17 protein-coding genes are annotated in these 13,590 nt (G+C 63.4%); 8 read left to right on the top strand and 9 right to left on the bottom strand.

The window, feature by feature from the left end; genetic code table 11:
* Nucleotides 1-116: 116 nt before the first annotated feature.
* Nucleotides 117-1,088, bottom strand: a complete 972-nt coding sequence (locus LB571_RS10540) for a glycosyl transferase family 90 (protein WP_015318262.1) — start codon at nucleotides 1,086-1,088, stop codon at nucleotides 117-119.
* Between the two features lie 198 nt (nucleotides 1,089-1,286).
* On the opposite strand from LB571_RS10540, the gene LB571_RS10535 reads away from it, so the two are divergent.
* Complete coding sequence (locus LB571_RS10535) at nucleotides 1,287-1,433, top strand: hypothetical protein (protein WP_015318263.1); 147 nt, start codon at nucleotides 1,287-1,289, stop codon at nucleotides 1,431-1,433.
* A gap of 67 nt (nucleotides 1,434-1,500) precedes the next feature.
* Here the strand turns inward: LB571_RS10535 and LB571_RS10530 are convergent, their stop codons facing one another.
* Both LB571_RS10530 and LB571_RS10525 read right to left on the bottom strand, forming a co-directional pair.
* Nucleotides 1,501-1,734, bottom strand: coding sequence for a DUF982 domain-containing protein (locus tag LB571_RS10530; protein ID WP_245262889.1), 234 nt, complete (start codon nucleotides 1,732-1,734; stop codon nucleotides 1,501-1,503).
* 130 nt (nucleotides 1,735-1,864) lie between these two features.
* Nucleotides 1,865-2,530 carry a GntR family transcriptional regulator gene (locus LB571_RS10525; RefSeq protein ID WP_015318265.1) on the bottom strand — a complete coding sequence of 222 codons (666 nt, stop codon included), beginning with the start codon at nucleotides 2,528-2,530 and terminating at the stop codon, nucleotides 1,865-1,867.
* 115 nt (nucleotides 2,531-2,645) lie between these two features.
* Here LB571_RS10525 and LB571_RS10520 point away from each other — a divergent pair, with 115 nt between their 5' ends.
* Both LB571_RS10520 and LB571_RS10515 read left to right on the top strand, forming a co-directional pair.
* Entirely contained in the window at nucleotides 2,646-3,899 is a 1,254-nt protein-coding gene (locus tag LB571_RS10520; protein WP_140617069.1) for a multidrug efflux MFS transporter, read from the top strand.
* A 32-nt stretch (nucleotides 3,900-3,931) separates the two neighbouring features.
* Complete coding sequence (locus LB571_RS10515) at nucleotides 3,932-4,294, top strand: DUF423 domain-containing protein (protein WP_140617070.1); 363 nt, start codon at nucleotides 3,932-3,934, stop codon at nucleotides 4,292-4,294.
* A 15-nt stretch (nucleotides 4,295-4,309) separates the two neighbouring features.
* On the opposite strand, the gene LB571_RS10510 is transcribed toward LB571_RS10515, so the two are convergent.
* Together LB571_RS10510 and LB571_RS10505 are read right to left on the bottom strand one after the other, a co-directional pair.
* Nucleotides 4,310-4,459 (bottom strand): hypothetical protein, encoded by a 150-nt coding sequence (locus LB571_RS10510; protein ID WP_181171193.1) that lies wholly within the window; start codon nucleotides 4,457-4,459, stop codon nucleotides 4,310-4,312.
* 60 nt (nucleotides 4,460-4,519) lie between these two features.
* Complete coding sequence (locus LB571_RS10505; protein WP_015318269.1) at nucleotides 4,520-4,663, bottom strand: hypothetical protein; 144 nt, start codon at nucleotides 4,661-4,663, stop codon at nucleotides 4,520-4,522.
* 164 nt (nucleotides 4,664-4,827) lie between these two features.
* Here LB571_RS10505 and LB571_RS10500 point away from each other — a divergent pair, with 164 nt between their 5' ends.
* Nucleotides 4,828-5,904, top strand: a complete 1,077-nt coding sequence (locus LB571_RS10500) for a substrate-binding domain-containing protein (protein ID WP_224594295.1) — start codon at nucleotides 4,828-4,830, stop codon at nucleotides 5,902-5,904.
* Between the two features lie 18 nt (nucleotides 5,905-5,922).
* Here LB571_RS10500 and LB571_RS10495 read toward each other — a convergent pair whose 3' ends face one another.
* Complete coding sequence (locus LB571_RS10495; protein ID WP_224594288.1) at nucleotides 5,923-7,119, bottom strand: OpgC family protein; 1,197 nt, start codon at nucleotides 7,117-7,119, stop codon at nucleotides 5,923-5,925.
* 201 nt (nucleotides 7,120-7,320) lie between these two features.
* On the opposite strand from LB571_RS10495, the gene LB571_RS10490 reads away from it, so the two are divergent.
* Nucleotides 7,321-7,986 carry an alpha/beta hydrolase gene (locus tag LB571_RS10490; RefSeq protein ID WP_224594284.1) on the top strand — a complete coding sequence of 222 codons (666 nt, stop codon included), beginning with the start codon at nucleotides 7,321-7,323 and terminating at the stop codon, nucleotides 7,984-7,986.
* A 27-nt stretch (nucleotides 7,987-8,013) separates the two neighbouring features.
* Here LB571_RS10490 and LB571_RS10485 read toward each other — a convergent pair whose 3' ends face one another.
* Together LB571_RS10485 and sthA are read right to left on the bottom strand one after the other, a co-directional pair.
* A complete protein-coding gene (locus LB571_RS10485; protein WP_224594635.1) occupies nucleotides 8,014-8,355 on the bottom strand; it encodes a TetR/AcrR family transcriptional regulator C-terminal domain-containing protein in 342 nt (113 codons plus the stop codon).
* Between the two features lie 2 nt (nucleotides 8,356-8,357).
* On the bottom strand, nucleotides 8,358-9,746 hold the full coding sequence (gene sthA / locus LB571_RS10480; protein WP_141906841.1) for a Si-specific NAD(P)(+) transhydrogenase: 1,389 nt from the start codon (nucleotides 9,744-9,746) through the stop codon (nucleotides 8,358-8,360).
* 203 nt (nucleotides 9,747-9,949) lie between these two features.
* On the opposite strand from sthA, the gene LB571_RS10475 reads away from it, so the two are divergent.
* From LB571_RS10475 to LB571_RS10465, 3 genes are all read left to right on the top strand, one after another.
* Nucleotides 9,950-10,420, top strand: coding sequence for an RDD family protein (locus LB571_RS10475; protein ID WP_015318274.1), 471 nt, complete (start codon nucleotides 9,950-9,952; stop codon nucleotides 10,418-10,420).
* Nucleotides 10,421-10,559: 139 nt separating this feature from the next.
* Nucleotides 10,560-11,318, top strand: a complete 759-nt coding sequence (locus LB571_RS10470) for an arginyltransferase (RefSeq protein WP_015318275.1) — start codon at nucleotides 10,560-10,562, stop codon at nucleotides 11,316-11,318.
* 131 nt (nucleotides 11,319-11,449) lie between these two features.
* Nucleotides 11,450-12,346: a DMT family transporter gene (locus tag LB571_RS10465; RefSeq protein WP_041163860.1), complete on the top strand. Its 897-nt coding sequence runs from the start codon at nucleotides 11,450-11,452 to the stop codon at nucleotides 12,344-12,346.
* Nucleotides 12,347-12,356: 10 nt separating this feature from the next.
* On the opposite strand, the gene LB571_RS10460 is transcribed toward LB571_RS10465, so the two are convergent.
* Nucleotides 12,357-13,565 carry an AI-2E family transporter gene (locus LB571_RS10460; protein WP_015318277.1) on the bottom strand — a complete coding sequence of 403 codons (1,209 nt, stop codon included), beginning with the start codon at nucleotides 13,563-13,565 and terminating at the stop codon, nucleotides 12,357-12,359.
* Nucleotides 13,566-13,590 lie beyond the last annotated feature (25 nt).

Genomic DNA, 13,590 nt, shown 5'->3' with positions numbered 1-13,590 from the left:
AACGCGGTTGAACAAGTGAAGGTCGGGATGGTTCCCGCAGCATGATTGCCCTACCATCCAGCCACGCATTCCGATAGCGCCCGAATGCGGCTGGCGGCCTCGACCGAGCGCCGCAACTAGCCCGTTATGTAGCGCCACACCTCGGCATCCGGTTTGATCTGGCCCGACAGCACGAAGTATTTGTAGAGCACCAGCAGGGAGATCGTCTGCTCGGTCTGTTCGTCGTCGAATGTCCGGCAATAGGCGTTCGCAGCCGCGATGATGCGCTCCGCCTCCGCCGGATTCCGCTCGAAATAGGCGACGTGGTCCTCAAGGTTCGAGAAATCCGCCGCGAGCGGCACATAGTGGACGTTGGCTTCGAGCTGCCGCTCCGCAAACCAGGTCTCATAGGTCGGCGGCGGCATCATGCAGAGCGACTTCGAATTCATGATCCATTTGAGATTGGTCGCCACGTCGTTGCCCTCGAGCGAGACGATGTAGCGATAGCGCTGGTGCTGGCTGATGCTGAGAAAAGGCCTGGCGTATTCGGGCGGTGCGTTCGGCTTGTGCGAACCGGCATCGCAGAACGGCAGGTCGCGCACAGCGTTCAGAAATCTTGTCCTGATCGGATTGTTGAGATCACCGCGCCAGACAACGGACGGCAGCTTGTCGGCGAACGACATCGCGTCAGCCGGCATCTGGAAATGACGAAACTTGTCGAGTTTCATGATGATCGCGTTCTTGTCGTCAGCACAGATTGGCCGGTCCTTGACGATCGAAGGCACCTTGGGGACATTCCTGACGTCGCCGAATTCCAGGTCGATGAGCAGGCCGGGATCGAAGTAGCGGGCGAACTCCTTGAGGTCGTAATAGTACATGGTCGGCGTGAAGGGCAGTTTGCCGATGCGCATGGCATCGGCGCTTGGCGCGAAACCATCCTGCAACTTGTTGTAGTAATTCAGCCTGCGGCGCGCCGCCTCACCGGAAAGCCTGGCCCTTTCGAGACGGCCAGCCAGCCGGGCACGAAACAACGCTTGCGGAGCGACATCGCGCGCGACGTTTCTCGCATAATAGAAAACTCTTGCTGCGGTCCGCGAAATTGTGGCCATCGGTCACTTGATCAAAACAAACGGGCGGTTCTCAATCCATGGCGCCCGCATGTCCTACATCATTGTGGCGCCGATCTGGCAAGCGCCCGCATCTCTTCGATGCCAGCAGCCACGCATTATCGCTTCGGCTGTTGTGTTTGACGGCTAATGCTCCTAGGCAGGCTCAGGGCCGCAAGGCAGTCACAAAAAGGAGCCGACATGGCGCGAGCACCAAACTACGATCAGGAACGCAAGGAGCGCGACCGCCAGAAAGCGGCCAAGAAGGCTGAAAAGCTGGCGGCCAAGGTTGCCGCGCGCGAACGTACGAAGCCTGAAACCGAGACTGAGACCGAAACGAAGGATTAACGGCATCCGGCCCGCTAATGCGGGCCGAGCCTCAAATCCAATTGTCAGCCCAAACCGCGAGCTAATATCAGGCTGGCGCCTTGTCGCTGATGAAGACATCCACTTCCCGCGCCGCGGCGATGAAAGCGCGCCTGGCATTCATCGCCGGCTTGTCGCCGGCGAGCGCGTCGTGACAGGCCTGCAGCGCCGCACGATGCTTGGGGCTGCGCTTGCCGGGCCAGTTGTTGAGGAGGTAATCGGAAGCCTCCCTTGCCGAACGCAAGAGCTGAGTGCTTCCCGCCGTGACGGATTTGACGGTCACAGGTGTTTCAAACCGGTTGTTTTCCATCGCCGCTCTTACGCCATCGGCTTCCTTGAAGCGAGGCCGAAAGTGCGCTTCACGTCAGACCCGTCTGTTTTTCCGGCCAGCGCGCCGCAGCGCATGGACCGCATTAAGCGGCGACGACGGCAAATCCCCTGGCGCGAAGGCCACGTCGGTCGTTGGCAAGCGACGTCACCAGCCGGTCACGGCTGCCGACGATGTGGGCCGACAGCAGCCGCGCGGCTTCATCAGCCTGACCGAGGCGTGTCGCGGCAAGAATGGCGCGATGTTCGACCCAGGCACGGCCAAGGGCCGTCTCGTCACGCACTTCCAGCCAGCGGGCGCGCGACAGACGCGTCATCGCGTCACGAACCGCCCGGAACAGGAATTCGTTGCCGGAGAGCCGCGCCAGCTCGATGTGAAAATCCATGCCGACACGATGCCACTCCTCGCGCGGCGTATTTTCGTCGCAGGAATCGAGCATCGCCTCGATGACATCGATGGCGCTCTTGTCGGCTTGCCCGCACGTCAGCCGCAATGCCGCGATCTCGACCGCCTCGCGATAGACCGCGACCTGCTCGAGTTCGGCCAGATTGATGGGCGAAACGGTCCAGCCGCGCCCGTCCCTGCCGACCAGCCCCTCGGTCTCCAGCCGCAGCAGCGCCGCCCTGACAGGCGTGCGCGAGGCGCCGAATTGGCTTTCGATCCAGCGTTCGGTCAGCCGCTCTCCCGGCCCGATCTCGAGCGCCAGGATCATCTCGCGAAGCTGCCGTTCGACATTCTGCATCTGCGACATCGCGCGCCCTTTCCGAAGCCGCATTGACAGCGGCCGGCGTGAAGTTCATGACGGAGACCAATTTGGTATCCCAAAATGGTATCCGCAACAAGCGCTGATACCCGGCAGGCAGGGCATGACGCAGGAAGACACGCAGCAAAGCGGCTACAACATTCACTGGCGGCGCAATCTCGCGGTCTGTTTCGCGGGCTCGTTCAGCACGCTCATCGCCATGACCCTGCTGTTGCCATTCCTGCCGCTCTATGTCGAACAGCTCGGCGCACAGGGCCACGCGGCAATCGTGCAGTGGTCCGGCGTCGCTTATGGCGCCACCTTCTTCGCCGCGGCCACAGTAGCGCCGCTATGGGGGCGCCTGGGTGACCGCTACGGGCGCAAGGTGATGCTGGTGCGCGCCTCCTTCGGCATGGCGATCTGCATGTCGCTGACGGGCATGGTCGAGACGGTTTGGCAGCTGGTGCTGCTGCGCCTGCTGATCGGCTTCGCGGGCGGCTACTCCTCCGGTTCAACCATACTGGTGGCCATGCAGACGCCGAAGGAGCGTTCCGGCTGGGCGCTTGGCGTGCTGTCGGCGGGCATTACGGCGGGCTCGCTGGTCGGTCCCCTGTTGGGCGGCGTGCTGCCGCCGGTGATCGGCATTCGCGCCACCTTCCTCTTGTCAGGCGGTGTGATCTTCCTCGCCTTCCTGGCAACGACCTTCCTCATCAAGGAGAGCCCGCGTCCGAAGCCAGCCAAACCGGTGTCGGCGGCAAAGCCGAAAAGCGGCTGGTCGCAGATCCCGGACAAGCGCCCGGTCGTGGCCATGCTGACCACCGGCATGCTGCTCGCCTTCGCCACAATGTCGATCGAGCCGATCATCACCGTCTATGTGCAGCAGCTCATCGAGGACCAGAGCAGGGTGACGCTCGTCGCCGGCGTTGTGATGTCGGCCGCCGCGCTGGGCACCATCCTCTCGGCGTCTTGGCTCGGCAAGCTCGCGGACCGGATCGGGCACTGGAACGTTGTCGTGGGAGCACTGGCGGTTTCGGCGCTGCTCCTTATCCCGCAGGCTTTTGTCACCAATAGCTGGCAGCTTATCGGCCTGCGTTTCCTGATGGGCCTGGCGCTGGGCGGCCTCCTGCCCTGCATCACCAGTGTCATCAGGCACAACATCCCCGACGGCGTTGGCGGCAACGTGCTTGGCCTGGCGATCTCGGCGCAGTATGTCGGACAGGTCGCGGGGCCACTGGCCGGCGGTTTTGTGGGCGGCCATTTCGGCATGCCGGCGGTGTTTCTCGGCACGTCGGTGCTGATGGCGCTCGGGGCGGCCTACAACTGGATCGTCCAATCGCGGCGGACGCGGCATATGGCGCTGGAAGCGCGCAAGCCCTGACGCTTGCTGAAGAAAGAAGGAGCACGCCGGCCATGAACCCCGATCCAAACGGCAGCCGCCTCCTCGTGCTTGCCGGCGGCCTCGTCGGCGCGGCGGGGGTGGCGCTTTCGGCGGCCGCCGCCCACCGCGGCGGCGCCTTTACCGGCACCGCCGCGTCGTTCCTGCTGATGCATGCGCCGGTCTTCCTCGCCATCGGCCTTATCGGCGCGAACCGCTGGCTGCGCATCGCCAGCCTCATTCTGCTCGCCGGGCTGCTCCTCTTCGCGGGCGATCTTCTCGCCCGCGATTTCTGGGGCTCAAGGCTGTTTCCGATGTCGGCGCCGATCGGCGGCACCCTGCTCATTGCAGGCTGGCTGGCGATAGCGATCTCGGCCGTGGCACGTCCACGACCCTGAAATGATTGCTTGAGGTCAATCCCGGCGGCGTTCCGGGCGGACCCAAAGGGCACGGCCGCCAACAGCAGGTTTCACCCGCCGTCGCGCTTCCGGTCGCTGTGTGGCCGGTGCGATGCCCCAGTAGTTGCGGTAGATATCTTCGAACAGATGCTTGATGGGATGCATGACTCATCCTCCTTGTCTTTGAATCGATCCAATCGTCGGGCGCGAAAAAAGTCGGTTTGATCAGCTCCGCTTGCGCGCCACCAAGAAGCGAAGATCGCGAACCCATGGGCCCGTCTCACCACGATGCCTAGCCTTGTTGGTGGCTGACCCGATATTCCAGTCGTTGCGGTAGATGTCGGCGAACAGGTAGTTGACGGGATGCATGGCGCTCCTCCCTTTTTGGCTATTCAGCAGAACAAGCTGTCACTTGGATCGATTCAAACCTAGGATCGAAACCGGCGCAGGTCAAGCAAAATTTGAATCGATCCAACGAAAATACTAGATGCGGCGGAAGAACGTGCTACATGGATGTCAGGAGGCACGCACAAATGGCGTCACTCACCGCAGGCAATCGACGACCCGTACGGCTGGCCGACATCGCCAAGGCCGCCGGTGTTTCGCACGGCACCGCGTCCAACGTATTCAGCCGCCCCGAGATCGTGCGCGAGGAAGTCCGCGAACGGGTTCGCGCCGCGGCCGAGGCAATGGGTTATGGCGGCCCCGATCCAAAGGGCAGGCTGCTGCGGGCCGGCAAGGTCAACGCCATCGGCGTGGCCACCGCCGAGCCCCTCTCCTATTTCTTCGACGATCCGTTTGCGCGCGTCATGATGGCGGGCATCTCGCAAGCTTGCGATGCGACCGGAGCCGGCATTTCCCTGGTCTCGGCCGCCAACAACGAGCAGCTTGCCTGGAACATCCAGAGCGCTCTGGTCGACGGCTTCATCGTCTTTTGCATCGAAGGTGGCTCGCGCCTGGTGGAGTTGGCACGTGAGCGCAAGCTGCCCTTCGTCGCGCTCGACCTCGACTCCGAGGACGGCTCGGTCGCCGCGATCGGAGTTGACAACATCGCCGGCGCCGGCATGGCGGCCCGCCATCTCACGGATCTCGGCCATCGCCGCTTCGCCGTCATGGCCCTGCCCTTCGCCGACAACAGGACGGGCCTTGTTTCGGCCGAACAGGTTCGGGCGGCGACCTATGCCGGAACGCGCGACCGCCTCACCGGCTATCTCCGGGAGCTTTCGCGGGTTGGCGTCGACATAACCAAAGTGCCTGTCTACGAGACCGCCAACGACGTGGCGAGCACGAAGGCGGGGCTCGAGACCATCTTCGCCTCCGACACGCCGCCCACCGCCATTCTGGCCATGTCGGACAGAATAGCCCTGGTGGCGCTCGAATGGCTGAGCGCACGCGGGCTGAGCGTGCCTGACGACGTTTCCGTCGTCGGCTTCGACGGTGTTCCGGAAGCAGCGGTGTCCGAGCCGCCATTGACCACGATCGCCCAGCCGATTGCCGAGATGGGCCGCCTTGCCGTCAGGGCGATCCTGGAGAGCGACGGGCCGGTCAGCCGGCATCAACTGCCGGTCGAACTGATCGTGCGAGCCTCGACGGCTTCGCCACGCGGCTGAACCGCACGGCCGAACCGCCTACCGATTGGCTCTTGCCATGGCAGTCCCCAAAGGCGCACGAACCGGCGAGGGAACCGTTTGGGCCGTGCGGGCCTTGCCCGAACCGCCGATGGTCGACAGCCATTCGAGATAGAAGGCGAGCGCGAACTGCATGGCGATGCCGGCCGATATCAGCAGGCTGTCATAGACGAGCCCGCCCGGATTGATCAGCTTCATCACCTGCGCGACCATGGCGATCACCGTGCCGGCGATGAAGACCGGCAGCGATCTTTTGCCCAGTATGGCCAGCGGATGGTCGGGGCTGGTGCGGAACAGGTTTGACACCGTCGGCAGGGCGACGACGAGGTAGCTGACCGCCAGGATGTGCAACAGCCGCGGCAACGACAGGAAGGTCTTGTCGAAGCCGCCGATCACCACCGGCAGGTTGAACCACGTTATCTGTCCCCAGAGCGGGCTATGCACCCACACCAGAGCCGCCAGCACATAGGTCGCGGCCGCGCCGACAAGCCAGCGGTTGACCGGAATGACACCGCCGCGCCTGACATGCAGCATGGCGGCAAGGCCGATGTTGAACAGGAACTGCCAGGACAACGGGTTGAGGAACCAGAAACCGGGCTCGGGGTAATTGGGCGGAGCGATCTCCCAAATTCCGGCAACCAGCCATAGCGTGCCGGACACGACAAGCGCCGCGGCGGGCCTGGAGCTGACGAACAGGACGAACGCCGGCGCCATCAAAAGCAGCGCCGCATAGACCGGCAGGATATTGTTATAGCCGAGCTGATGGCCGAGCGTGACGATGCCGACCAGCACTTGCGGCGTGTTTTTCATCAAGGGCTCGATGTTGATGAGCGTCAGCAGTTCCGGCCGCTTGGCAAACACCGCCACGGCGCAGAACAGGGCCATCACCACCATCGTCGTGACGATGTGGGCGACGTAGAGCACGCCCGCCCGCCGCCACATTTTCAAGGTCGCCAGAAGCCGGCCACCCGGCCGGAACTTTGTGCCGTAGGCGAGTGCGACCGAAATGCCTGATATCAGCACGAACGCCTCGGCCGCGTCCGAAAAACCGAAATTCTTGTAGGTCAGGGTCTCGAAAGCCGTGCCCGGCACATGGTCGACGAAGATGGTGAGCAGTGCCAGCGCGCGCAGCACATCGATACGCGTGTCGCGTTCCAGGACACGCAAATCGCGATCTGGCGAAACAGGGGTAGTCATCGACAAAAGGCCTCAAAGCTGGTTGTTCATGTCCAGCAATGCGACCCCCGACGCACCGCTTCGATTCCTCCCACAGGGAGTGTATCGGCGCAGAAACGGGCCGGAATGAGCCTGGTTCAATCAACTTTCGCGGAGCATGAAAATATTGCGTTTTGAAGCCGGCAAATTGAGCGAAACCTCATATAATCAACGGGATGCGGTATGACTGGCGCCAGTGTCGAAAATGGCCCTCCGATGCTGGATCTAGCCTTTCCCTATCGCCTCCTCGGTGCCGGCAAAAGCGGCCGCGCGTGCCTGTTCCTGCTGCATGGATCGGGTGTCGACGAGACAAGCATGGTGCCGCTGGCGAGGCGCATCGCGGCCGACGCCCCCCTGATCGCGGTACGGGGCCGCATCCCGCAGGAGGACGGTTTTCGCTGGTTCGAGCGAATCACGCCGACGCGCTTCGGCCAGCAAAGCATCCGTGTCGAAACCGCCGCCTTCGCGGCATTCGCAAGCGAAGTCGCCGCGCGCCATGAGCTCGATCTCGCCCACGCGACATTCATTGGCTATTCGAACGGCGCCAATCTGGTTTCGAGCCTGATGCTGCTCCATCCCGGTATTGTCCGGAGCGCGGCGCTGCTGAGGCCAATGCCGGTGCTCGACAAGGTGCCTTCAACGGACCTCATGGGCACACGGACGCTGATCATTGCCGGGGCGGCGGACGAGACCTACGGGCCTTTCGCTTTGGCGCTGGTGACGCTGCTCAGCCGGCACGGTAGCGAGATCGACGCCCGGATCGTTCCATCAGGCCACGAAATCGGCGACCCGGACGCCGCGATCGTCGAGCGATGGCTGGCGGAATCGGCGGCGGCACAGGGAGGCTGACCGCCTTCGCGGACGCTCGCTGCCCAATCAGCGTTCGGCCACCATTCGAACTTCTGCCCCGGCGATCAGCAGGGCGAGCCCGCTTTCAAACAGCGCCTCGTGTCCGCCGGCACGGTAGTGCACCAAGGCTTCGCGCAAGAGCGGATGATCATGCGCCGCGGCATCCAGCGCTTCGCCACGCCCCGGACCTGACGGATATTCGGCTTGCTCCTCCGTGACACAGCCGACCGTGTAGCGGCCGACCGTCATCAGCAATTCCATGGCTGGAATCGCCGCCATGCCCTCGCCCGCCAGGAATTCCAGCAGCCGCTCGAAGTGGCAACAGAATGGAGGGGAGTGTACGGCTCCCCCCGAACTTGCACCAGACAGGGCTACCCTCTTCCCATTCTGTTCCAGGCGTCGAGGCCGGCGATCTTGTAGGCCTCGGCCAGGGTTGGATAGTTGAAGGTGTTGTTGACGAAGAAGTCGACCGTGCCGCCGAGATTGATCACCGCCTGGCCGATATGAATGAGTTCGGTGGCACCCTCGCCGACAATGTGCGCGCCGAGCAGGCGCCGCGTCTCGATGGAGAACAACAGCTTCAGGAAGCCTGTGTCGACGCCCATGATGTGGCCGCGCGACGTCTCACGGAAGCGCGCGACGCCAACCTCATAGGCGCCGCCGCTTTGGCGTACCTGCTCCTCGGACTGGCCGACCGTCGAGATCTCCGGCACCGCGTAGATGCCGTAGGGAAAGGTTTCCGGCGGCGCGGGCAGGGTCACGCCAAAGGCATGGCAGGCGGCCACCCTGCCCTGCTCCATGGAGGTCGAGGCGAGGCTTGGAAAACCGATGACGTCGCCGGCCGCGTAGATGTTCGGCACGCTGGTCTGGAAAGTCTGGGGATCGACCTTGATGCGGCCCCTGGAGTCGGCTTCGATGCCGACCACGTCGAGGCCGAGGCTGCCGACATTGCCGGTGCGGCCGGCGGCGTAGAGCACGACCTCGGAGCGGATGGTGCGGCCATCGGCCAGTTCCACTTCGGCGGCATCCGGCTTGGAGCGGATTTCCTTGACCGCGCTGCCCAGTCTTATCGTCATGCCGCGGTCGCGCATCTGGTGGATGAAATCGTCGACGATCTCCCGGTCGACGAAATCGAGGATGGAGTTGCGCGGCTCGACCAGCGTCACCGGTACGTCGAGCGCGGAAAAGATCGTGGCGTATTCGACGCCGATGACGCCGGCGCCGATCACCGTCAGCGTGCGTGGCAGGCGGTCGAGTTCAAGCATTTCGTCGCTGTCGAAGACACGGGTCTTGTCGAAGGGCACGTCGGCCGGCCGATGCGGCCTGGTGCCCACGGCGATCAGTGCGTTGGCGAAACCGACTTCGCTGTAGTCGCCATTGTCCGATGTCAGGCTGACCTTGTTGGGGCCGAGAAATTTCACCGCCGCGCGCGCGCTTTTGACCGTGTTGCGCATGAACTGGTGCTGCAGCACCTCGACCTCGTGGTCGAGCGTCTTGTGCAGGCGCTCGATCAGGTCGCCGACCGAGATATCCTGCTTGACCCGATAGCCGCGTCCATAGAAGCCGCGCTCGCGCCAGCCCGAGAGGTTGAGCACCGTTTCGCGCAGCGTTTTGGAAGGAATGGTGCCGGTGTGCACCGAGACGCCGCCAAGGCGCCGGCCCCGGTCGACCACCAGCACCGATTTGCCGAGTTTGGCCGACTGCACTGCGGCGCGGCGGCCGGAAGGGCCGCTGCCGATGACCAGCATGTCGTAGTCCATATTGCCCCGTCCCCTCGGCGTCTTGTTGCGCCGCAGCAAGCTAACGCCATCCGTGCTGCAAATTCAACCGCTTCGGCCCCTCGGCCCGTCCTGTCCCGCCTGGCGCCGCGGCGAAACGGTCCGATCTTGATTCCGCCACGAGCCTTCACCATTTCTGGTGCGGTGGGCGCAGGCTAAGCAGGCCCCTGTTACGAGGAAATGACATGAACGCTCGCGTTCTCGACGGCGAAATCATCAACACCCGGCTCGACGATGTCAGGGCTTTTGAAGGCGTGCGCACAAGGCGCATCCTGGCTTTCGTGCTCGACTATCTGATCGTTGGCCTGCTGAGCATTCCGGTCGCCATCCTGGTGTTCTTCCTCGGGCTCTTGACCCTCGGCCTGGGCTGGATGCTGTTCGGCGTCCTGGTGCCGGCAGTCGCCATCCTCTACATCTGGAACACGTTGGGCAGCGCCGACCAGGCCACCACGGGCATGAAGATGATGGGCATCCGCCTCGACCGTCTCGACGGCACCCGCATCGACGGGCTGACCGCGGTCGTCCATTCCGTATTGTTCTGGGCCGGGAACGTCATCCTGTCGCCGCTGGTCCTGCTGGTGACCCTGTTCTCGGACCGCAAGCGCACGCTGCACGATCTTTTGCTCGGCACTGTCGTCAGCCGCACCGGCCGCTGAAACCGCCCTCAAGCACAGCCGCAGCCCTCTTGAGCGCAAATGTGAAGGTGTTGAGTTGCCCACACCTTCACAATCCTGTTGAATTTTTCGCCGCCGGAGCCAAAGGTAGAGCGATTCGAAGGAGTGTTTCCAAGTCTCGATGACGCAGCACCCGACCCAGTCGCCGCAGTTCTTCCTGACCGCGCCGTCGCCGTGCCCCTATCTCGACGGCCAGTTCGAGCGCAAGGTGTTCACGCATCTGGTCGGCGACAAGGCCTCGGAGATGAACGACCTGCTCACGCAAGGCGGCTTCCGGCGCTCGCAGAACATCGCCTACAGACCAGCCTGCGAGACCTGCCGCGCCTGTGTGTCGGTGCGTATCCTGGCACAGGAGTTCACCGCCAGCCGCAACATGAAGCGCGTGCTGCAGCACAATTCCGACCTCGTCGGCGCCATGCACAACGCCGAGCCCTCGACCGAACAATATTCACTGTTTCGCGGCTATCTCGATGCCCGCCACCGCCGCGGCGGCATGTCCGACATGACGGTGCTCGACTACGCCATGATGGTCGAGGATACCCATGTCGACACCAAGGTGATCGAATACCGGCGGCGCGGACCCGACACCTTCATCACCGGCAAAGGCCAAGGTGAACTCATAGCGGTGGCGCTCACCGACAAGATGGCCGACGGCTTGTCGATGGTTTATTCCTATTTCAATCCCGATTTCGAAAGCCGCTCGCTCGGCACGTTCATGATCCTCGACCATATCGCCCGTGCCAAGGCGATGGGGCTGCCCCATGTCTACCTGGGCTACTGGGTCAATGGTTCGCGCAAGATGAATTATAAGATGCGCTTCATGCCGCAGGAGCATCTCGGCCCAAAAGGCTGGGAGCGCTATACCAACGAAGCGGTCTGACGCTGAGTTTTCCCCCGATCCACGCTTAAACTGTTTCAAGGCAGGGGATGCTGGTCTTTCAGCCGCTCGGCTGGAGAGAGTGCGCGCTTGCGCCGACCGGCCGCCTGCAATTCAATTGCGAAAGTTCCTGCATGTCCTCTCACCATGATCACCAGAAGGGCCTTCTGATAACCGCCATCGGCGGACTGATACTGACCGTCGACATACCGTTGATCCGCCTTGCGGATGGCGGCGCGTGGACCATCCTTTTGCTGCGAACCGGAACCACCTTCATCGCCGCGATGATCATCTGGTCGGTCTGGCGCGCGCTGAGCCGGAATGTCCCGCCGCTTATCCCCGGCTGGTCCGGGCTGATCGTGGCGATATGCTATGGGCTGACCTCGATCACCTTCGTTACCGCGGTCTTCCACACCTCGACCGCCGACCTGGTGTTCATCCTGGCCTTCAACACCGTCTTCGCCGCACTCTTGTCCTGGATATTCCTACGGGAAAGGCCGGGAGCGGTGACGATCGCGGCCATGCTGGTCATGATCCTCGGCGTGCTGGTCATCGTCGGCGGTTCGGTTGGCAGCGGCAAGCTGTTCGGTGATTTCATGGCGCTGTGCTCGGCTTTCTTCATCGCGGTGGCCATCACCCTCTCGCGCGCCAGCGGCAAGGATATGGGATTCACCTCGCTGATCGGCGTCCTTCTGCCGCTTGGGCTGGCGGCCTTCATGGTGAGCGGCGAAGGCTTTCACGTAAACGCGCCATGGTGGATCATCTTCAACGGCGCCGTCATCATGCCGATCTCGTTCTTCTGCCTCGCCGCCGGGCCGAAATACATTTCAGGACCGGAAGTGGCGATGTTCTACCTGCTCGAAACCGTGCTGGCGCCGATCTGGGTGTGGATGATCTTTGCCGAGACGCCGACCCGCAACAGCCTGATCGGCGGCGGCATCCTGATCGTCACGCTCGTCGCCCATTCGCTCTGGCAGTTGCATGATGGGCGCAAGCGCCGCGGCGACCTCGCGGTACACCATCCGGCGTAGAGGTCGAGATTCAGGCGCTGGCTTTCTTGACCACGCTGGGTTCGGGCAGGACCTCGATTTGTGGACCGGCTTCGATTTCATTCGGCGGCACGATCTCGTCGGCCAGTTCCACCTCGCGCAGCCACTCGCGCCAGATCGCGACCAGCAGCGCCATCAGCACCGGGCCGATGAACAGGCCGAGAAAACCCATGGTCTTGACGCCGCCGATCAAACCGAAAAAGGTCGGCAGGAAGGGCAGTTTTATCGGGCCGCCGACGAGCTTGGGGCGCAACGTCTTGTCGACGACGAACAACTCGACCGTGCCCCAGATGAACAGCGCCAGGCCGGCCATCGGCGAGCCGCTGGCGGCGAGGTAGATCGAGACCAATGTGAAGGACAATGGCGCACCGCCGGGGATGAGCGCCATCACGCCGGTCAGCGCGCCGAGCGTCACCGGCGACGGCACACCAGCCAGCCAGTAGGCGATGCCCAGCACCAGTCCCTCGCCGATGGCGATTACCGTCATGCCGGTCACGGTCGAGGAAATGGTCGCCGGCACGACGCGCGAGATCCGTTCCCAGCGGGTGGGCAGGATGCGCTCGCCGAGGCGGTCGATCTGGCCGGCGAAATTCTCGCCGTCGCGATAGGCGAAAAACAGGGCGATCATCATGAACAGCAGCGTCAGAAAGAGGCTGAAAGCGCTGCCGCCGGCGGCGAGCGCACCGCGGTAGATGCTGCCTATATTGGCGCCGCTGACCAGCTGGATCAGTTCGCCGATGCCGCCGGGATGGCCGAGATTGGTCGTCCACTGCTCGTTCAGCCATTCACCCACCACAGGCAGGGTGGCGATCCAGTGCGGCGTCACCGCACCGTGGCGGTTGGTCTCTATCGCCCAGCCGACCCATTCGCGCACCTCGTTGATGGCGTAGGTGCCGGCAAGCGCGATCGGTATCACCAGGAAGGCCAGGATGAACAGGATGGCAAATGTGGCGGCGATGGTTCGGTTGCCGCCGACGCCGACCAGCAGCCGTCGGTAGAGCGGCCAGCTGGCGAAGGCGATAACGAGGGCGGCCAGCACCGGGAACAGGAAGCCGTGGAAAAAATAGACGCCGGCGGCAACGATCAGCACCAGCAGCCAGCGCGCCGCCGAGAGCGGCGGTATGACGGCCGAACGAAGCGGTGTGGACAGCCCGAAGAGGCGCTGCTGCCGTTCCGGCTTCTGGATCTTTGCTTCCTTCAAACGCCCTGTTCTCCCCGGCCCATCC

Source organism: Mesorhizobium sp. BR1-1-4 (assembly GCF_020165375.1).
Classification (GTDB): Bacteria; Pseudomonadota; Alphaproteobacteria; order Rhizobiales; family Rhizobiaceae; genus Mesorhizobium; species Mesorhizobium australicum.
This window is presented reverse-complemented; position numbering and strand designations above follow the sequence as displayed.